Source organism: Aeromonas bestiarum (assembly GCF_000819745.1).
Lineage (GTDB): Bacteria > Pseudomonadota > Gammaproteobacteria > Enterobacterales > Aeromonadaceae > Aeromonas > Aeromonas bestiarum.
In genome coordinates this window covers 1-15,223 of record NZ_CDDA01000002.1, presented here as the reverse complement: position 1 = coordinate 15,223, position 15,223 = coordinate 1, and the positions used below count along the sequence as shown (strand labels likewise).

Sequence of the window (15,223 nt, the reverse complement as noted above, 5' to 3'; positions counted from 1 at the left end):
GCATTGTCAGGCTTGCGGCTCGGCGCTCTTGCGGTAGCGCTTGCCGTATTTGAGCTGCTGGATCAGCAGGGCGGCCACGATCAGCCCGAGCCCTATGGGGGTGGCCGGGTGTATGGCTTCGCCGATCAGCAGGTTGAGCAGTACCAGGGAGGCAAAGGGCGAGATGAAGATGAGGTTGCTGATGGGGGCCGTGTTGGTGGCGTGGCGCAGGGCCATCAGCCAGAGCACGAAGCCGAAACCCATCTCGAACAGGCCCACATAGATGGCGCCGGCCCAGCCCTGCCAGGCGGTCATGGCAAAATCGGAGAGCAGCCAGGTCGCCACGACGATGAAGGGAAGGCTGATGATGAAGCCGAGCAGCAGGCTGACGATGGGGTCCCCCTGATTACGGGTGTTGAGGATCCAGTAACTGGCCCAGATAAGGGTCGATACCAGCGCCAGGGTCACCCCGAGCGGGCTGTCGAACTGCAGGCCGAATACATCCCCCTTGGTGGCGATCACCAGGGCCCCAAAGTAGCCCAGTACTATGGCGACGCCGTCGCGGCGGCGCAGCTTCTGGCCGAGAAAGGGAACGGCCAGCAGGCTGAGGGTGATGGCCCAGGTGTAGTTGAGGGTCTGCGCCTGTTGCGCGGGCAGCAGGTCATAGGCCTTGAACAGCAGCAGGTAATAGAGGAAGGGATTCAATACCCCCAGCGCCAGGTAATAGAGGGGGCGGGCCTTGAGGTAACTCAGCAGCAGTGCCAACTTGCCCTGTTTGGCAACGATAGCGCCGAGAGTCAGGGTCGAGGTGAAGGCGGCCACAAGCAGCAGCTGCACAGGCTCGAAGTAGGCGAGGGAAATCTTGAAGGCGGTGGCGACCGTCGACCAGAGGGCAACGGCGCAGAGTCCATACTGATAGGCTTTCTTTTGATCTTTGAGCATAGAATGTCGTTCCACTGACGGAGGCAGGCGCACAGTCTACCAGCCTGTTTGTAACATTGTCGTCACCCCCGGTTGGCGGGGAATGGCGTCACCGCCGGCGAGATCCATCTGTCACATAAAACTGCGCACAATCTGTTCGCTCTCCCTTGCGCAAATTTGAAAAATCCGTATAATCCCCTCCGCTTACCCATGAGGTAAGCCAGACGATATGTCTGCTGCTGAGTTGTTCGTTTACGGACAGCCAGCCATACAGTCCTCCCGATATGGGGGGAAACGTGAAAAATCACACCTCTGGCGGGATAACTCCCGGTCGGGCGGTGTTGGTTTATGTTCTTTTATCTATTGGAGCTCTGTCAATGCAGAACCAAAGAATCCGTATTCGCCTGAAGGCTTTTGATCATCGCCTGATTGATCAATCCACAGCGGAAATCGTTGAAACTGCAAAGCGCACCGGCGCGCAGGTTCGCGGTCCTATCCCGCTGCCGACTCGCAAAGAGCGCTTCACCGTCCTGATCTCCCCGCACGTCAACAAAGATGCGCGTGATCAGTACGAGATCCGCACTCACAAGCGTCTGGTAGACATCGTTGAACCGACTGACAAGACCGTTGACGCTCTGATGCGTCTGGATCTGGCAGCTGGTGTAGACGTCCAGATCAGCCTGGGTTAATTACGGAAAGAGGTTGATAACAATGACAATCGGTCTTGTAGGTCGCAAAGTGGGTATGACTCGCATCTTCACTGAAGATGGCGTTTCTATCCCGGTGACTGTTATCGAAGTTGAAGCTAACCGTGTAACTCAGGTCAAATCTGTAGAAACCGACGGCTACAACGCTATTCAGGTTACCACTGGCGCCAAAAAAGCCAGCCGTGTGACCAAGCCGGAAGCTGGCCACTTCGCCAAAGCTGGTGTAGAAGCCGGCCGCGGCCTGTGGGAATTCCGCTTGAACAACGGTGAAACTTTCACTGTTGGTAGCGAGCTGAAAGTAGATCTTCTCGCTGACGTTAAGATGGTAGACGTTACCGGCACATCCAAAGGTAAAGGTTTTGCGGGCACTGTAAAGCGCCACAACTTCCGTACCCAGGATATGACCCACGGTAACTCCTTGTCTCACCGCGCTCCGGGTTCTATCGGTCAGAACCAGACTCCGGGTCGTGTATTCAAGGGCAAAAAGATGGCTGGTCACATGGGTGCTGAGCGTGTAACGACTCAGAACCTGGAACTGGTTCGTGTTGACGCTGAACGTAACCTGCTGCTCATCAAAGGTGCAGTCCCAGGTGCAACCAACGGCAACGTGATCGTCAAACCTGCCGTCAAAGCGTAACGTCTGAGGAGATAGTAATGGAATTGGTAATGAAAGACGCCAAGAGCGCTCTTGAAGTTTCCGAGACTACCTTCGGGCGCGAATTCAACGAAGCTCTGGTTCACCAGGTCGTCGTTGCATATGCCGCAGGTGCCCGTCAGGGTACTCGCGCGCAGCTGACTCGCTCTGAAGTGTCTGGTGGCGGCAAAAAGCCGTGGCGTCAGAAGGGTACTGGTCGTGCCCGTGCTGGCTCCATCCGTTCGCCCATTTGGCGTTCCGGTGGTGTGACTTTTGCCGCTAAGCCGCAAGATCACAGCCAAAAAGTAAACAAGAAGATGTACCGCGGCGCTATCCGTAGCATCCTGTCCGAGCTGGTACGTCAAGAGCGCCTGATCGTTGTCGAGAAATTCGGCATCGAAGCGCCGAAGACCAAAGAACTGATCGCCAAGCTGAAAGAGATGGAACTGACTGACGTTCTGATCGTGACAGCTGAAGTCGATGAGAACCTGTTCCTGGCTGCTCGCAACCTGTACAAAGTTGACGTGCGTGACGTTGCCGGTATCGACCCGGTCAGCCTGATCGCTTTCGACAAGGTTCTGATGACTGCTGATGCAGTTAAGCAAATCGAGGAGATGCTGGCATGATCCGCGAAGAGCGTCTGTTGAAAGTTCTGAAGGCTCCGCATATCTCTGAAAAGAGCACCATGGTCGCCGAGAAGCAGAACACTATCGTGTTCAAAATTGCTGTCGACGCCACCAAGGCGGAAGTCAAAGCTGCAGTTGCGAAACTGTTCGAGGTCGAAGTTGAGACCGTCCGTACCCTGAACATGAAGGGTAAAACCAAGCGCGCAGGTGCACGCGTAGGCCGTCGTTCCGATTGGAAAAAGGCTTATGTGACCCTGAAAGCTGGTCAGGACATCGACTTCATGGGCGCAGCCGAGTAAGAGGAGTTCTGAAAAATGGCAATCGTTAAGTGCAAGCCTACTTCTCCGGGCCGCCGCCACGTCGTTAAGATCGTCAATCAAGAGCTGTACAAGGGTAAGCCCTTTGCCGCTCTGCTGGACAGCAAGAGCAAGTCCGGTGGTCGTAACAACAACGGTCGTATCACTACCCGTCATATCGGTGGTGGTCACAAGCAGCATTACCGTATCGTCGACTTCAAGCGCGACAAAGACGGTATCCCGGCCAAAGTAGAGCGCCTGGAATACGATCCTAACCGTACCGCTAACATCGCTCTGGTGTTGTATGCAGACGGTGAGCGTCGTTACATCCTGGCTCCGAAAGGCCTGAAAGCTGGTGACGCTATCGCTTCTGGTGCTGATGCCGCAATCAAGGTAGGTAACACCCTGCCGATGCGCAACATCCCGGTCGGTTCGACTGTTCACGCCGTTGAGATGAAACCTGGTAAAGGTGCCCAGCTGGCTCGTTCCGCTGGTACTTTCATCCAGATCCTGGCTCGTGAAGGTAACTATGTAACTCTGCGTCTGCGTTCCGGCGAAGTACGTAAAGTTCTGGCCGAGTGCCGCGCCACCATAGGTGAAGTCGGTAACTCCGAGCACATGTTGCGTCAACTGGGTAAAGCCGGTGCCAACCGCTGGCGTGGTATTCGTCCGACCGTTCGCGGTATGGCGATGAACCCGGTCGACCACCCGCACGGTGGTGGTGAGGGTCGTAACAAGGGCATGCAGCCTGTGTCCCCATGGGGCCAGAAGGCTAAAGGCTTCAAGACCCGTAAGAACAAGCGTACCGACAAGTACATCGTACGTCGTCGTAACAAGTAATTGTTAACATAGAGGAATCACCATGCCACGTTCTCTCAAGAAGGGTCCATTTATTGACCTGCACTTGCTGAAGAAGGTAGAGAAAGCGGTGGAAAGCGGGGATAAAAAGCCGGTTAAGACCTGGTCCCGTCGTTCAATGATCATCCCGAACATGATCGGTTTGACCATCGCTGTCCATAATGGTCGTCAGCACGTTCCGGTTTTCGTTACCGAAGAAATGATCGGTCACAAACTGGGTGAATTCGCACCGACTCGTACTTATCGCGGCCATGCTGCTGATAAGAAGGCTAAGAAGCGCTAAGGGATAAATGATGGAAGCTATCGCTAAACACCGTTATGCCCGTACTTCTGCCCAGAAAGCTCGTCTGGTAGCCGATCAAGTACGTGGTCTGTCCGTAGACAAGGCTCTGAATCTCCTGACCTTCAGCCCGAAAAAGGCTGCTGTGCTGGTTAAGAAAGTGCTGGAATCTGCCATTGCAAACGCTGAGCACAACGAAGGCGCCGACATCGACGCCCTGCGTGTTGCTACTATCATGGTCGACGAAGGTCCCTCCATGAAGCGCATCCGTCCGCGTGCCAAAGGTCGTGCGGATCGTATCCTCAAGCGTACCGCTCACATCACTGTAGTGGTATCCGACGCTAAGGCTGGGAGATAAGCAATGGGTCAGAAAGTACATCCTAATGGCATTCGCCTGGGTATTACCAAGCCTTGGAATTCTACCTGGTTCGCGAACACCAAAGACTTCGCTGACAACCTGTACAGCGATTTTCAAGTACGCCAGTTCCTGACCAAGGAGCTGAAAAACGCTTCCTTGTCCAAGATCACCATCGAGCGTCCGGCCAAGAGCATCCGTGTGACCATTCACACTGCTCGTCCGGGTGTCGTGATCGGCAAGAAAGGCGAAGACGTTGAGAAACTGCGCAAAGCCGTCGCCGTAATTGCTGGCGTGCCTGCTCAGATCAACATTTCCGAAGTCCGCAAGCCGGAGCTGGATGGCAAACTCGTTGCCGACAGCATCACTTCCCAGCTGGAACGTCGCGTTATGTTCCGTCGTGCTATGAAGCGCGCCGTACAAAACGCCATGCGCCTGGGTGCCAAGGGCATCAAAGTGGAAGTGTCCGGTCGTCTGGGCGGCGCTGAAATCGCGCGTACCGAATGGTACCGTGAAGGTCGTGTGCCTTTGCACACCCTGCGTGCCGACATCGACTACGCAACTTCTGAAGCCCACACCACTTACGGTGTGATCGGCGTCAAAGTTTGGATCTTCAAGGGCGAAGTTCTGGGCGGTCTGGCTGCAGTCAATGCTGCCGCTGCTCAAGAGCAAGCTCCTGCAAAGCCCAAGCGTGACAACAAGCGCCGCGCTGCTAAGTAAGGAGATCGGTAAATGTTGCAACCTAAGCGTACTAAATTCCGCAAGACCCATAAGGGTCGTAACCGCGGTCTGGCCACCTCTGGTAACGAAGTATCCTTCGGTACCTTTGGCCTGAAGGCGACATCTCGTGGTCAACTGACTGCTCGTCAAATCGAAGCAGCCCGTCGTGCCATGACCCGTCACGTTAAGCGTCAAGGTAAGATCTGGATCCGTGTATTCCCGGACAAGCCCATCACCGAAAAGCCCCTCGAAGTTCGTATGGGTAAAGGTAAGGGTAACGTGGAATATTGGGTTTGCCCGATCCAGCCTGGCAAGGTTCTGTACGAGATGGACGGTGTACCTGAGGCTCTGGCGCGTGAAGCGTTTGCCCTGGCCGCAGCTAAGCTGTCTGTTCAGACCACTTTCGTAATTAAGACGGTGATGTGATGAAAGCCCAAGATCTGCGTCAAAAGAGCGTCGATGAACTGAACCAGGAGCTGCTGGGCCTGCTGCGTGAGCAATTCAACATGCGCATGCAAGCGTCCACCGGCCAGCTGGCTCAGACTCACACTCTGAAACAAGTGCGTCGTGACGTCGCACGTATCAAGACTGTACTGACTGAGAAGGCAGGTGCGTAATGACTGACAAGATCCGTACTCTGCAAGGTCGTGTAATTAGCGACAAGATGGAGAAATCCATCACTGTTGCTATCGAGCGCAAGGTAAAGCACCCGATCTACGGTAAGATCATCAAGCGCACTACCAAGCTGCACGTACATGATGAGAACAACGAGTGTAAAGCTGGCGATCTCGTGGAAATCCGCGAGTGCCGCCCGCTGTCCAAGACCAAGTCCTGGACCCTGGTTGCGATCTTAGAAAAGGCCTAATCGGTACTTTTTAGCCCAAACGGCCCCTTAGCGGGGCCGTTTGTTTTTTAGGCTACCTTTTCTAAAAATCCTGTGTTATAGTTTCGCGCCTTTTGAAGGCAGCCAGATCCCGAGAGGGATAAGAAGTAAACAAAGCGGAGCACTAAAATGATCCAGATGCAAAGTATGCTGGGCGTAGCCGACAACTCCGGCGCTCGCAGTGTAATGTGTATTAAGGTTCTGGGTGGCTCGCACCGCCGTTACGCCGGCATCGGCGACATCATCAAAGTTTCCATTAAGGAAGCCATTCCTCGCGGTAAAGTGAAGAAAGGTGATGTGTATAACGCGGTGGTCGTACGCACCCGTAAAGGCGTTCGTCGTCCGGACGGCTCAGTCATCCGTTTCGACAACAATGCGGCTGTGTTGCTTAACAACAACCAACAGCCAATCGGTACTCGTATTTTTGGCCCGGTGACCCGTGAACTCCGTAATGAGAAGTTCATGAAGATTGTGTCCCTGGCACCCGAAGTACTGTAAGGAGTCGAACGATGGCAGCTAAAATCCGTCGCGAAGACGAAGTGATTGTTCTTACCGGCAAAGACAAGGGCAAGCGTGGCAAAGTCACTCAAGTCCTGGTAAGCGAAGGTAAGGTATACGTTGAAGGCATCAACCTGGTGAAGAAACACCAAAAGCCGGTACCCGCACTGGGTCAGGCTGGCGGTATCATCAGCAAAGAAGCCCCAATGGACGTTTCTAACGTAGCGCTGTTCAACTCTGCCGCTGGCAAGGCTGATCGCGTTGGTTTCCGGATTGAAGACGGCAAAAAAGTTCGTTTCTTCAAATCCACCGGCGAACTTGTGAAGTAATTGGAGTTTAACGATGGCGAAACTGCATGATTACTACAAATCCGATGTAGTAAATGAACTGGCCAAACAGTTCGGTTACAAGACTATCATGCAAGTCCCTCGGATCGAGAAAATCACCCTGAACATGGGTGTTGGTGAAGCTATCTCTGACAAAAAGCTGTTGGAAAATGCCGCTGCCGATATGGCTGCCATTTCCGGTCAGAAGCCGCTGATCACCAAAGCTCGCAAATCTGTTGCGGGCTTCAAGATTCGTGAAGGCTACCCGATAGGTTGTAAAGTAACCCTGCGTGGCGAGCGTATGTGGGAGTTCCTGGAACGGCTGATTTGCATCTCCGTACCGCGTATCCGTGACTTCCGTGGCCTGAACGCTAAAGCGTTTGATGGTCGTGGTAACTACTCCATGGGCGTGCGTGAGCAAATCATCTTCCCGGAAATCGACTATGACAAAGTCGATCGCGTTCGTGGTCTGGATATCACCATCACCACTTCCGCGAATACCGATGAAGAAGGCCGTGCTCTGCTGGCTGCCTTTAACTTCCCATTCCGCAAGTAAGGTTAGGGTTATGGCTAAAACATCCATGAAAGCACGTGAAGCAAAGCGTGCGAAGCTGGTAGCCAAGTTCGCCACTAAGCGAACCGAGCTGAAAGCTATCATCGTTGATATGAACGCTTCTGAAGAAGCGCGTTGGGATGCTGTCTTGCAACTGCAACAGCTGCCCCGTGATTCCAGTCCGTCCCGCCAGCGTAACCGTTGCAATATTACTGGTCGTCCGCACGGTTTCCTGCGCAAGTTTGGCCTGTCCCGCATCAAGGTGCGTGAGCATGCCATGAAGGGCGAAATTCCAGGCCTCAAAAAGGCCTCTTGGTAAGAATCTCGGGAGTTAGACTATGAGCATGCAAGATCCGATCGCGGATATGCTGACCCGCATCCGTAACGGTCAGGCGGCGAGCAAAGTTGCGGTTTCCATGCCTTCTTCCAAGCTGAAAGTGGCAATTGCCAAAGTGCTGAAAGAAGAAGGTTACATCGCTGGCTACTCCGTAGCGGGTGATGTGAAGCCTGAACTGGAAATTGAACTGAAATATTTCCAGGGCAAGCCGGTTGTAGAACTGATCCAACGCGTGAGCCGTCCCGGCCTGCGTATTTACAAGCGCACTACTGATCTGCCGAAAGTTATGGGCGGTCTCGGTGTTGCTATCGTGTCCACGTCTAAAGGTGTGATGACCGACCGTGCTGCCCGCAAGGCAAGCATGGGCGGTGAGATCATCTGCTACGTCGCTTAATAGGAGGTCGGAAATGTCTCGCGTTGCTAAGGCACCCGTCACTATTCCTGCTGGCGTAGAGGTGACTCTGAACGGTCAGGAACTGTCCATCAAAGGTGGTAAAGGTTCTCTGGTTCGTTCCATCCACGCCGGTGTAGAAGTGACCAAAGAAGACAATGTACTGAAGTTCGCCCCGCGCGACGGCATCGCTGGTGCTGACGCTCAGGCCGGTACTGCACGTGCATTGGCTAACAACATGGTAATCGGTGTTACCCAAGGCTTCGAGCGTAAGCTGCAGCTGGTTGGTGTAGGTTACAAAGCCTCCATCAAGGGCAATGCTGTCGCGCTGGCCCTGGGCTTCTCTCACCCGGTAGAGCATGCGCTGCCGGCTGGTGTCACCGCTGAATGCCCGACCGCTACAGAGATCGTTCTGCGTGGTGTGGACAAGCAGCTGGTTGGCCAAGTCGCCGCCGATATCCGTTCTTACCGCGCTCCGGAGCCCTACAAGGGCAAGGGTGTACGCTATGCCAACGAGCAAGTGCGTACTAAAGAAGCTAAGAAGAAGTAAGGTAACACTATGGACAAGAAAGCAGCTCGTCTCCGTCGTGCTACTCGTGCTCGGAAGAAGATGCAGGAACTGGGAGCTACCCGTCTGGTTGTTCACCGTACCCCGCGTCATATCTACGCGCAGGTTATCGCAGCCAACGGTTCCGAAGTTCTGGCCTCTGCTTCTACAGTAGAGAAAGCCATCAGTGAAGCGCTTAAATACTCCGGTAATGCTGATGCAGCTACCGCAGTAGGTAAAGCAATCGCTGAGCGTGCTATTGCCAAAGGCGTTCAGAACGTATCTTTCGATCGTTCCGGTTTCAAGTATCACGGTCGTGTAGCCGCTCTGGCTACCGCTGCTCGTGACGCTGGTCTTCAGTTCTAAGCTAGGAGTCGAAGATGGCTAAAGTCGAATCTCAAGCCGGCGAACTGCAAGAAAAGCTGATTGCAGTAAACCGTGTTTCGAAAACTGTTAAAGGTGGTCGTATCATGTCCTTCACCGCGTTGACCGTGGTGGGTGATGGTAACGGCCGTGTAGGTTACGGTTACGGTAAGGCCCGTGAAGTTCCGGCCGCTATTCAAAAAGCGATGGAACAGGCTAAACGTAACCTGAGCAAGGTAGAACTGAACAATGGCACTCTGCACCACCCGGTGCGCGGTGTTCACTCCGGTTCCACCGTGTTCATGAAGCCGGCCTCACAAGGTACTGGTATCATTGCAGGCGGCGCCATGCGTGCTGTTCTGGAAGTTGCTGGTATCCACAACGTGCTGGCCAAGACCTACGGTTCCACCAACCCAATCAACGTTGTTCGCGCAACTGTCGACGCTCTGGTACAGGGTCAATCCCCGGCCCAGATCGCTGCCAAGCGTGGTCTGCGCGTTGAAGAAATTCTGGGGTAATGCGACATGGCTAACACTGTAAAAGTAACTCAAACTCGCAGCTCTATCGGCCGTCTGCCAAAGCACAAGGCGACTCTGCGTGGTCTGGGTCTGCGTCGCATTGGTCACACCGTTGAGCTGGAAGATACTCCCTGCGTACGCGGTATGATCAACCAGGTTTATTACATGGTTAAGGTGGAGGGCTAAGCATGCGTCTGAATACTCTGTCTCCGGCCGCTGGTTCCAAGCCTGAAAAACAACGTCGTGGTCGTGGTATCGGCTCCGGCCTGGGCAAGACTGGTGGTCGTGGTGTGAAAGGTCAAACCTCTCGTTCCGGTGGCGGTAAAGTCCGCGCTGGTTTCGAAGGCGGCCAGATGCCTTTGAAAATCCGTCTGCCGAAGTTCGGTTTCTTCTCTCGCAAATCTTTGGTTTCTGCCGAAGTGCGTCTGAACGAAATCGCCATGGTAGAAGGTGATGTGGTCGATCTGAGCACTCTGAAGCAAGCCGGTGTTGTTACTAAGAACATCGTTTTCGCTAAAGTTGTTCTGTCTGGCAACATTGACCGTGCTGTGACCGTTCGTGGTGTGTCCGTCACCAAAGGTGCACGTGCAGCCATCGAGGCCGCTGGCGGTAAAATCGAGGAATAATCAGTACAATGGCTAAGAAACCAGGATTGGATGTTAAAGCACAGGGTGGTCTGAGTGAACTGAAGAGCCGTCTGCTCTTCGTTCTCGGGGCGATTATCGTTTTCCGTGCAGGCTCTTATGTGCCGATTCCTGGTATTGACGCCGCCGTACTGGCCGAGTTGTTCCAACAACAGAAGGGCACCATCATTGAGATGTTCAACATGTTCAGTGGTGGTGCACTCTCGCGTGCTTCTATTCTTGCGCTGGGGATCATGCCGTACATTTCGGCGTCGATCATTATCCAGCTGCTGACTGTGGTTCACCCCGCTCTTGCTGAACTCAAGAAAGAAGGTGAATCCGGCCGTCGCAAGATTAGCCAATATACCCGTTGGGGCACGCTGGTTTTGGGAACTTTCCAGGCCATTGGTATTGCAACCGGTCTGCCGAATATGATGCAGGGACTCGTGACTCATCCGGGTTTGGGCTTCTATTTCACGGCCGTTGTGAGTCTGGTCACCGGTACCATGTTTTTGATGTGGTTGGGTGAGCAGATTACCGAGCGTGGGATCGGTAATGGTATCTCGTTGATTATTTTCACGGGTATCGTTGCTGGTTTGCCGCATGCCATTGGTGCTACGGCCGAACAGGCACGTCAAGGGGAATTGCACATCCTGCTGTTGTTGTTGCTGGGCTTGATTGTTTTCGCAGTGACTTACTTTGTGGTGTTCGTGGAGCGTGGTCAGCGTCGTATCGTCGTTAACTACGCCAAGCGTCAACAAGGCCGCCAGGTATTCGCCGCGCAAAGCACACACCTGCCGTTGAAAGTGAATATGGCCGGTGTGATTCCTGCGATTTTCGCATCCAGCATCATCCTCTTCCCAGGGACCATTACCTCTTGGTTTGGTCAGGGTGAGGGCAAGATCGCTGATATCCTGCAACAGGTCTCTATGGTCCTGCAGCCGGGTCAGCCCTTGTATGAGATGTTGTATGCAGCAGCCATTATCTTCTTCTGTTTCTTCTATACCGCGCTGGTGTTCAACCCCCGCGAGACAGCAGACAACCTGAAGAAGAGTGGAGCCTTTATCCCGGGGATCCGCCCGGGCGAGCAGACAGCACGTTACATCGATAAGGTTATGACTCGCCTGACATTGGCAGGTGCACTCTATATAACCTTTATCTGTCTGGTACCCCAGTTCTTGATGACTGCTTGGAACGTACAGTTCTACTTCGGTGGCACTTCGCTGCTGATTATCGTGGTAGTTATCATGGACTTCATGGCTCAGGTACAAACCCATATGATGTCTCATCAATATGGCGACGTCCTGAGGAAGGCCAACCTGAAGGGCTACGGCCGCTAAAGGTCGGCGTAGTTACGGAGTTAAGCAATGAAAGTTCGTGCTTCCGTTAAGGCAATCTGCCGTAACTGCAAAATCATCAAGCGTCACGGTGTGGTGCGTGTGATTTGCAGCGAGCCAAAGCATAAACAGCGCCAAGGCTAATTTTTTACGGTTAGTACTTGCAACAAATAGTTGTGCTGGCTAATATAGCCAGCCAACTTTTGTTGTGTATTGGTTGACCGCCACGTATCCGCTCACGGGCTTTGTGGTGGTCGTTATCTACGCTACGTAGGAGTGAACAGTGGCCCGTATCGCTGGCATTAACATTCCTGACCATAAGCATGCAGTCATTGCGTTGACTGCGATTTATGGCGTCGGTCGTACCCGCTCCAAGGCCATCTGTGCCGCAGCCGGTATTGCTGAGAATGTGAAAATTAAAGACTTGGACGAAGCTCAGATCGAAAGTCTGCGCGAGCAAGTAGGTAAATTCACCGTTGAAGGTGACTTGCGTCGTCAGATTTCCATGAACATCAAACGCTTGATGGATCTGGGTTGCTACCGTGGTTTGCGTCACCGTCGTAGCCTGCCTGTTCGTGGTCAACGTACCAAGACCAACGCTCGTACCCGTAAGGGTCCGCGCAAGGCTATCAAGAAGTAACGGGAAGGTAGAAAATGGCTAAAACTCCGACTCGTGCTCGCAAGCGCGTTAAAAAGCAAGTGAGCGACGGTATTGCGCACGTTCATGCATCTTTCAACAACACAATCGTGACCATTACTGACCGTCAGGGCAATGCTCTGTCATGGGCTACCTCCGGTGGTTCAGGTTTCCGTGGTTCCCGTAAGTCCACTCCGTTTGCTGCCCAGGTAGCTGCTGAGCGTGCTGGTGAGATCGCCAAAGAATACGGCGTGAAGAACCTGGAAGTCATGGTCAAAGGTCCGGGTCCCGGTCGTGAGTCTTCCATCCGCGCTCTGAACGCGGCTGGTTTCCGCATCACTAATATTACTGATGTGACTCCGATCCCGCACAACGGTTGTCGTCCTCCCAAGAAGCGCCGCGTATAACGCTGTAGCTACTTGGTCTAGGATTGTTGGAGAAAGAAGATGGCAAGATATATCGGTCCTAAGCTTAAGCTTAGCCGTCGTGAGGGCACCGACCTCTTCCTGAAGTCTGGTGTTCGTGCGATTGATTCTAAGTGCAAGATTGACACCGCCCCTGGTCAGCACGGTGCGCGTAAAGCGCGTCTGTCCGACTACGGTGTTCAGCTGCGCGAGAAACAAAAAGTTCGTCGTATCTACGGCGTATTGGAAAAACAGTTCCGCAACTACTATCGCGATGCTGCCCGTCAAAAGGGTAACACCGGTGAAAACCTGTTGCAGCTGCTGGAAGGTCGTTTGGACAACGTTGTTTACCGTATGGGCTTCGGCGCTACCCGTGCTGAATCTCGTCAGCTGGTGAGCCACAAAGCCATCATGGTAAACGGTCGCGTTGTGAACATTCCTTCTTTCCAGGTTTCCCCTGAGGACGTGATCTGCGTTCGTGAGAAGGCTAAGAAGCAAGCGCGTATCAAAGCTTCCCTGGAAGTTGCTGGTCAGCGTGAGAAGCCGACTTGGGTAGAGGTTGATGCCGCTAAAATGGAAGGTGCTTTCAAGCGTCTGCCAGAGCGTTCCGACCTGTCTGCCGACATTAACGAACAGCTGATCGTCGAGCTTTACTCCAAGTAAAGCTAGCTTCTAAAGAGAGGACACAATGCTGGGTTCTGTAACAGATTTTCTTAAACCGCGGCTAGTTGACATCGAGCAAGTTAGCCCGACTCATGCGAAAGTGACTCTTGAGCCACTCGAGCGTGGCTTTGGTCACACGCTGGGCAATGCCCTGCGTCGTATTTTGCTGTCATCTATGCCCGGTTGTGCAGTTACTGAAGTCGAAATTGACGGGGTACTGCATGAGTACAGCAGCAAAGAAGGTGTACAGGAAGACATTCTTGAAATCCTGCTCAACCTGAAAGGTATCGCTGTAAAGCTGGAAGGCAAGGACGAGGTAACTCTGTCCCTGACCAAGTCTGGAACAGGCCCCGTTACCGCTGGTGATATCACTCACGGTGATGAAGTCGAGATCGTAAACCCGGAGCACGTAATCTGCCACCTGACTGGTGCCAATGCTGAAATCAGCATGCGCCTGAAAGTTCAGCGCGGTCGTGGTTATGTGCCTGCTTCTGCTCGTGTTCACAACGATGATGAAGAGCGTCCGATTGGTCGCCTGCTGCTGGACTCCGCGTTCAGCCCCATCGTTCGTATTGCCTACAATGTTGAGGCAGCACGTGTGGAACAGCGTACCGACTTGGACAAGCTGGTCATCGACATGGAGACCAATGGTACTCTGGATCCTGAAGAAGCCATCCGTCGTTCTGCCACTATTCTGGCCGAACAACTGGAAGCCTTCGTGGATCTGCGCGATGTCAGCGTGCCCGAGAAGAAAGAAGAGAAACCCGAGTTTGATCCGATTCTGCTGCGTCCTGTCGATGATTTGGAGCTGACAGTTCGTTCTGCGAACTGTCTGAAGGCAGAAGCTATCCACTATATTGGTGATCTGGTACAGCGTACCGAAGTTGAGTTGCTTAAGACTCCTAACCTCGGTAAGAAGTCCCTGACTGAGATCAAGGACGTGTTGGCCTCCCGTGGTCTGTCTCTTGGCATGCGCCTCGAGAATTGGCCGCCCGCCAGCATCGCTGACGAGTAATCCAGATTACGGGTTTCACAGATTTAGTTAGAAGGATAAGGTCATGCGCCATCGTTTGAGTGGTCGTCAACTGAACCGGAACAGCAGCCATCGTCAGGCTATGTTCCGCAACATGGCCAGCTCCCTGGTTCGTCATGAGATCATCAAGACGACTCTGCCTAAGGCAAAAGAGCTGCGTCGTGTCGTTGAACCGCTGATCACCCTTGCCAAGACTGATAGCGTTGCTAATCGTCGCCTGGCATTTGCCCGTACTCGCGACAACGCGATCGTGGCTAAGCTGTTCAATGAACTGGGCCCGCGCTACCTGGAGCGCGCCGGCGGTTATACTCGCATTCTGAAATGCGGTTTCCGTGCAGGCGACAACGCCCCTATGGCTTATATTGAGCTGGTAGACCGCCCGGCCGCTGCTGAAGCAGCTGCTGAGTGATAAAGAAAAAGCCGGGCTTGTCCCGGCTTTTCTTTTAAGGGATCCTGATACTGCCTCAACTGCCTCAACTGCCTCAACTGCCTCAACTGCCTTGTTACCTGGACTGCACTCTCTCTTATATAGGTAATTTGCCTATATGCGTTGTTACAGCCTTCTCCGTTCCTGGCATCAGTGTATTGGCCCGTGTGGGATGTGTTGCGCGGCAAAACATAGGAAAACAGATGTTCTTAACCCTCCCAATGCTTGTTTCTGTGGATAAGTTTGTACAAAAGCTGTGGTTGGTTATGAATAACTAAATAAGTGCTGATTTTTGCAGTTTTATTGC

Annotated in this window: 29 protein-coding genes; 28 read left to right on the top strand and 1 reads right to left on the bottom strand. The window is 53.4% G+C overall.

All coding sequences use genetic code 11. The features are described 5' to 3' along the window. Positions 1-6: 6 nt before the first annotated feature. Positions 7-921, bottom strand: a complete 915-nt coding sequence (locus BN1118_RS00240) for a DMT family transporter (RefSeq protein WP_043554020.1) — start codon at positions 919-921, stop codon at positions 7-9. A gap of 356 nt (positions 922-1,277) precedes the next feature. Here BN1118_RS00240 and rpsJ point away from each other — a divergent pair, with 356 nt between their 5' ends. The 28 genes from rpsJ (at position 1,278) to rplQ (ending at position 14,898) form a co-directional block, all read left to right on the top strand. Then, positions 1,278-1,589: a 30S ribosomal protein S10 gene (gene rpsJ, locus BN1118_RS00235; protein WP_005307944.1), complete on the top strand. Its 312-nt coding sequence runs from the start codon at positions 1,278-1,280 to the stop codon at positions 1,587-1,589. Between the two features lie 22 nt (positions 1,590-1,611). Next, positions 1,612-2,244 carry a 50S ribosomal protein L3 gene (gene rplC / locus BN1118_RS00230; RefSeq protein ID WP_005319753.1) on the top strand — a complete coding sequence of 211 codons (633 nt, stop codon included), beginning with the start codon at positions 1,612-1,614 and terminating at the stop codon, positions 2,242-2,244. A 17-nt stretch (positions 2,245-2,261) separates the two neighbouring features. Continuing rightward, complete coding sequence (rplD, locus tag BN1118_RS00225) at positions 2,262-2,867, top strand: 50S ribosomal protein L4 (RefSeq protein ID WP_005340616.1); 606 nt, start codon at positions 2,262-2,264, stop codon at positions 2,865-2,867. Beyond that, a complete protein-coding gene (gene rplW, locus BN1118_RS00220; RefSeq protein ID WP_042019359.1) occupies positions 2,864-3,166 on the top strand; it encodes a 50S ribosomal protein L23 in 303 nt (100 codons plus the stop codon). The genes rplD and rplW overlap by 4 nt, the downstream gene beginning before the upstream one ends. Before the next feature lie 15 nt (positions 3,167-3,181). Further along, positions 3,182-4,003 (top strand): 50S ribosomal protein L2, encoded by an 822-nt coding sequence (gene rplB, locus BN1118_RS00215; protein WP_005319743.1) that lies wholly within the window; start codon positions 3,182-3,184, stop codon positions 4,001-4,003. A 22-nt stretch (positions 4,004-4,025) separates the two neighbouring features. After that, on the top strand, positions 4,026-4,304 hold the full coding sequence (gene rpsS, locus BN1118_RS00210) for a 30S ribosomal protein S19 (protein ID WP_005307960.1): 279 nt from the start codon (positions 4,026-4,028) through the stop codon (positions 4,302-4,304). 10 nt (positions 4,305-4,314) lie between these two features. Continuing rightward, entirely contained in the window at positions 4,315-4,659 is a 345-nt protein-coding gene (rplV, locus tag BN1118_RS00205) for a 50S ribosomal protein L22 (protein ID WP_033130007.1), read from the top strand. A gap of 3 nt (positions 4,660-4,662) precedes the next feature. Then, positions 4,663-5,376 (top strand): 30S ribosomal protein S3, encoded by a 714-nt coding sequence (rpsC, locus tag BN1118_RS00200; protein ID WP_033130008.1) that lies wholly within the window; start codon positions 4,663-4,665, stop codon positions 5,374-5,376. Positions 5,377-5,388: 12 nt separating this feature from the next. Then, positions 5,389-5,802 carry a 50S ribosomal protein L16 gene (gene rplP, locus BN1118_RS00195; RefSeq protein ID WP_005340612.1) on the top strand — a complete coding sequence of 138 codons (414 nt, stop codon included), beginning with the start codon at positions 5,389-5,391 and terminating at the stop codon, positions 5,800-5,802. Then, entirely contained in the window at positions 5,802-5,993 is a 192-nt protein-coding gene (rpmC, locus tag BN1118_RS00190) for a 50S ribosomal protein L29 (protein WP_005319733.1), read from the top strand. Before rplP ends, rpmC begins: the two co-directional genes overlap by 1 nt. Further along, positions 5,993-6,241 (top strand): 30S ribosomal protein S17, encoded by a 249-nt coding sequence (rpsQ, locus tag BN1118_RS00185; protein ID WP_005319730.1) that lies wholly within the window; start codon positions 5,993-5,995, stop codon positions 6,239-6,241. Before rpmC ends, rpsQ begins: the two co-directional genes overlap by 1 nt. A 147-nt stretch (positions 6,242-6,388) precedes the next feature. Continuing rightward, positions 6,389-6,757, top strand: coding sequence for a 50S ribosomal protein L14 (gene rplN, locus BN1118_RS00180; protein ID WP_005307975.1), 369 nt, complete (start codon positions 6,389-6,391; stop codon positions 6,755-6,757). An 11-nt stretch (positions 6,758-6,768) separates the two neighbouring features. Continuing rightward, on the top strand, positions 6,769-7,086 hold the full coding sequence (gene rplX / locus BN1118_RS00175; protein WP_042033862.1) for a 50S ribosomal protein L24: 318 nt from the start codon (positions 6,769-6,771) through the stop codon (positions 7,084-7,086). A 13-nt stretch (positions 7,087-7,099) separates the two neighbouring features. Further along, the gene (rplE, locus tag BN1118_RS00170) at positions 7,100-7,639 is read left to right on the top strand and encodes a 50S ribosomal protein L5 (protein WP_005319725.1); all 540 of its coding nucleotides are present in this window, start codon (positions 7,100-7,102) and stop codon (positions 7,637-7,639) included. Between the two features lie 10 nt (positions 7,640-7,649). Further along, positions 7,650-7,955, top strand: a complete 306-nt coding sequence (gene rpsN / locus BN1118_RS00165) for a 30S ribosomal protein S14 (RefSeq protein WP_005319722.1) — start codon at positions 7,650-7,652, stop codon at positions 7,953-7,955. A gap of 19 nt (positions 7,956-7,974) precedes the next feature. Next, positions 7,975-8,367: a 30S ribosomal protein S8 gene (rpsH, locus tag BN1118_RS00160; protein ID WP_005307980.1), complete on the top strand. Its 393-nt coding sequence runs from the start codon at positions 7,975-7,977 to the stop codon at positions 8,365-8,367. A gap of 13 nt (positions 8,368-8,380) precedes the next feature. Beyond that, complete coding sequence (gene rplF / locus BN1118_RS00155) at positions 8,381-8,914, top strand: 50S ribosomal protein L6 (protein WP_005319720.1); 534 nt, start codon at positions 8,381-8,383, stop codon at positions 8,912-8,914. A gap of 9 nt (positions 8,915-8,923) precedes the next feature. Beyond that, positions 8,924-9,277: a 50S ribosomal protein L18 gene (gene rplR / locus BN1118_RS00150; protein ID WP_005319717.1), complete on the top strand. Its 354-nt coding sequence runs from the start codon at positions 8,924-8,926 to the stop codon at positions 9,275-9,277. A 14-nt stretch (positions 9,278-9,291) separates the two neighbouring features. Beyond that, positions 9,292-9,792 carry a 30S ribosomal protein S5 gene (rpsE, locus tag BN1118_RS00145; protein WP_042010196.1) on the top strand — a complete coding sequence of 167 codons (501 nt, stop codon included), beginning with the start codon at positions 9,292-9,294 and terminating at the stop codon, positions 9,790-9,792. A gap of 6 nt (positions 9,793-9,798) precedes the next feature. Then, a complete protein-coding gene (gene rpmD, locus BN1118_RS20865; RefSeq protein ID WP_005307985.1) occupies positions 9,799-9,978 on the top strand; it encodes a 50S ribosomal protein L30 in 180 nt (59 codons plus the stop codon). Between the two features lie 2 nt (positions 9,979-9,980). After that, positions 9,981-10,418, top strand: a complete 438-nt coding sequence (rplO, locus tag BN1118_RS00140; protein WP_005319708.1) for a 50S ribosomal protein L15 — start codon at positions 9,981-9,983, stop codon at positions 10,416-10,418. A gap of 8 nt (positions 10,419-10,426) precedes the next feature. Then, positions 10,427-11,755, top strand: coding sequence for a preprotein translocase subunit SecY (gene secY / locus BN1118_RS00135; protein WP_010672567.1), 1,329 nt, complete (start codon positions 10,427-10,429; stop codon positions 11,753-11,755). A 27-nt stretch (positions 11,756-11,782) separates the two neighbouring features. Further along, positions 11,783-11,896, top strand: coding sequence for a 50S ribosomal protein L36 (gene rpmJ / locus BN1118_RS20860; protein ID WP_005319705.1), 114 nt, complete (start codon positions 11,783-11,785; stop codon positions 11,894-11,896). A 139-nt stretch (positions 11,897-12,035) separates the two neighbouring features. After that, positions 12,036-12,392, top strand: a complete 357-nt coding sequence (gene rpsM / locus BN1118_RS00130; RefSeq protein WP_005307991.1) for a 30S ribosomal protein S13 — start codon at positions 12,036-12,038, stop codon at positions 12,390-12,392. A gap of 14 nt (positions 12,393-12,406) precedes the next feature. Continuing rightward, positions 12,407-12,796 (top strand): 30S ribosomal protein S11, encoded by a 390-nt coding sequence (gene rpsK / locus BN1118_RS00125; RefSeq protein ID WP_005319702.1) that lies wholly within the window; start codon positions 12,407-12,409, stop codon positions 12,794-12,796. Positions 12,797-12,835: 39 nt separating this feature from the next. Then, positions 12,836-13,456 carry a 30S ribosomal protein S4 gene (gene rpsD / locus BN1118_RS00120; RefSeq protein ID WP_005340600.1) on the top strand — a complete coding sequence of 207 codons (621 nt, stop codon included), beginning with the start codon at positions 12,836-12,838 and terminating at the stop codon, positions 13,454-13,456. A gap of 25 nt (positions 13,457-13,481) precedes the next feature. Beyond that, the gene (locus tag BN1118_RS00115; RefSeq protein ID WP_005307997.1) at positions 13,482-14,471 is read left to right on the top strand and encodes a DNA-directed RNA polymerase subunit alpha; all 990 of its coding nucleotides are present in this window, start codon (positions 13,482-13,484) and stop codon (positions 14,469-14,471) included. Positions 14,472-14,514: 43 nt separating this feature from the next. Next, the gene (gene rplQ, locus BN1118_RS00110; RefSeq protein WP_005307999.1) at positions 14,515-14,898 is read left to right on the top strand and encodes a 50S ribosomal protein L17; all 384 of its coding nucleotides are present in this window, start codon (positions 14,515-14,517) and stop codon (positions 14,896-14,898) included. The last annotated feature ends 325 nt before the right edge of the window (positions 14,899-15,223 follow it).

What these genes read in the sequence shown, in the direction of transcription:
- rpsS (WP_005307960.1), top strand. Translation starts at nt 4,026, where the DNA reads ATGCCACGTTCTCTCAAGAAGGGTCCATTTATTGACCTGCACTTGCTG.
- rplN (WP_005307975.1), top strand. Translation starts at nt 6,389, where the DNA reads ATGATCCAGATGCAAAGTATGCTGGGCGTAGCCGACAACTCCGGCGCT.
- rpmJ (WP_005319705.1), top strand. Translation starts at nt 11,783, where the DNA reads ATGAAAGTTCGTGCTTCCGTTAAGGCAATCTGCCGTAACTGCAAAATC.
- rplB (WP_005319743.1), top strand. Translation starts at nt 3,182, where the DNA reads ATGGCAATCGTTAAGTGCAAGCCTACTTCTCCGGGCCGCCGCCACGTC.
- secY (WP_010672567.1), top strand. Translation starts at nt 10,427, where the DNA reads ATGGCTAAGAAACCAGGATTGGATGTTAAAGCACAGGGTGGTCTGAGT.
- rpmD (WP_005307985.1), top strand. Translation starts at nt 9,799, where the DNA reads ATGGCTAACACTGTAAAAGTAACTCAAACTCGCAGCTCTATCGGCCGT.
- rplO (WP_005319708.1), top strand. Translation starts at nt 9,981, where the DNA reads ATGCGTCTGAATACTCTGTCTCCGGCCGCTGGTTCCAAGCCTGAAAAA.
- rpsK (WP_005319702.1), top strand. Translation starts at nt 12,407, where the DNA reads ATGGCTAAAACTCCGACTCGTGCTCGCAAGCGCGTTAAAAAGCAAGTG.
- rplP (WP_005340612.1), top strand. Translation starts at nt 5,389, where the DNA reads ATGTTGCAACCTAAGCGTACTAAATTCCGCAAGACCCATAAGGGTCGT.
- rplX (WP_042033862.1), top strand. Translation starts at nt 6,769, where the DNA reads ATGGCAGCTAAAATCCGTCGCGAAGACGAAGTGATTGTTCTTACCGGC.
- rplD (WP_005340616.1), top strand. Translation starts at nt 2,262, where the DNA reads ATGGAATTGGTAATGAAAGACGCCAAGAGCGCTCTTGAAGTTTCCGAG.
- rplE (WP_005319725.1), top strand. Translation starts at nt 7,100, where the DNA reads ATGGCGAAACTGCATGATTACTACAAATCCGATGTAGTAAATGAACTG.
- BN1118_RS00115 (WP_005307997.1), top strand. Translation starts at nt 13,482, where the DNA reads ATGCTGGGTTCTGTAACAGATTTTCTTAAACCGCGGCTAGTTGACATC.
- rpmC (WP_005319733.1), top strand. Translation starts at nt 5,802, where the DNA reads ATGAAAGCCCAAGATCTGCGTCAAAAGAGCGTCGATGAACTGAACCAG.
- rplC (WP_005319753.1), top strand. Translation starts at nt 1,612, where the DNA reads ATGACAATCGGTCTTGTAGGTCGCAAAGTGGGTATGACTCGCATCTTC.
- rpsJ (WP_005307944.1), top strand. Translation starts at nt 1,278, where the DNA reads ATGCAGAACCAAAGAATCCGTATTCGCCTGAAGGCTTTTGATCATCGC.
- BN1118_RS00240 (WP_043554020.1), bottom strand. Translation starts at nt 921, where the DNA reads ATGCTCAAAGATCAAAAGAAAGCCTATCAGTATGGACTCTGCGCCGTT.
- rplV (WP_033130007.1), top strand. Translation starts at nt 4,315, where the DNA reads ATGGAAGCTATCGCTAAACACCGTTATGCCCGTACTTCTGCCCAGAAA.
- rplR (WP_005319717.1), top strand. Translation starts at nt 8,924, where the DNA reads ATGGACAAGAAAGCAGCTCGTCTCCGTCGTGCTACTCGTGCTCGGAAG.
- rpsN (WP_005319722.1), top strand. Translation starts at nt 7,650, where the DNA reads ATGGCTAAAACATCCATGAAAGCACGTGAAGCAAAGCGTGCGAAGCTG.
- rplF (WP_005319720.1), top strand. Translation starts at nt 8,381, where the DNA reads ATGTCTCGCGTTGCTAAGGCACCCGTCACTATTCCTGCTGGCGTAGAG.
- rplW (WP_042019359.1), top strand. Translation starts at nt 2,864, where the DNA reads ATGATCCGCGAAGAGCGTCTGTTGAAAGTTCTGAAGGCTCCGCATATC.
- rpsQ (WP_005319730.1), top strand. Translation starts at nt 5,993, where the DNA reads ATGACTGACAAGATCCGTACTCTGCAAGGTCGTGTAATTAGCGACAAG.
- rpsE (WP_042010196.1), top strand. Translation starts at nt 9,292, where the DNA reads ATGGCTAAAGTCGAATCTCAAGCCGGCGAACTGCAAGAAAAGCTGATT.
- rplQ (WP_005307999.1), top strand. Translation starts at nt 14,515, where the DNA reads ATGCGCCATCGTTTGAGTGGTCGTCAACTGAACCGGAACAGCAGCCAT.
- rpsD (WP_005340600.1), top strand. Translation starts at nt 12,836, where the DNA reads ATGGCAAGATATATCGGTCCTAAGCTTAAGCTTAGCCGTCGTGAGGGC.
- rpsH (WP_005307980.1), top strand. Translation starts at nt 7,975, where the DNA reads ATGAGCATGCAAGATCCGATCGCGGATATGCTGACCCGCATCCGTAAC.
- rpsC (WP_033130008.1), top strand. Translation starts at nt 4,663, where the DNA reads ATGGGTCAGAAAGTACATCCTAATGGCATTCGCCTGGGTATTACCAAG.